Origin of the sequence: Vibrio sp. ZF57, from assembly GCF_001691235.1 — a bacterium.
Taxonomy (GTDB): Bacteria; Pseudomonadota; Gammaproteobacteria; order Enterobacterales; family Vibrionaceae; genus Vibrio; species Vibrio crassostreae_C.
In genome coordinates this window covers 1-379 of sequence record NZ_MAKD01000044.1, presented here as the reverse complement: position 1 = coordinate 379, position 379 = coordinate 1, and the positions used below count along the sequence as shown (strand labels likewise).

Below are 379 nucleotides of genomic sequence, written 5' to 3'. Positions count from 1 at the left end.
TGACGTTCAAATCATGCAAGATGGTACGTTAGATATCATCGAGCCAAATCTTGCAGACGGCACAATCACAACCAATACCATTGATGTGATGCCCGAGCAAAGTGCTGATGGTGCGACGATCACTCAGTTTACTTATGACGGTCAGCTAAGAACGCTTGATCAAAATGACACTGGTGAACAGCAGTTCAGCTTCACAGAAGGCGAGTTGTTTATCACCCTTGAAGGTGAAGTGCGCTTTGAACCTAATCGCGATCTAGACCATTCCGTTAGCGAAGACATCGTGAAGTCGATAGTAGTGACTTCAAGCGACTTCGATAACGATCCGGTGACTTCAGCCATTACGCTGACCATTACTGATGGTGACAATCCGACTATCGAT

General features: G+C 45.9%; 1 protein-coding gene. It reads left to right on the top strand.

Annotated elements, in window-relative coordinates; genetic code table 11:
* A partial coding sequence (locus A6D97_RS05050) for a hypothetical protein (protein WP_139074297.1) occupies positions 1-379 on the top strand: 379 nt, incomplete at both ends.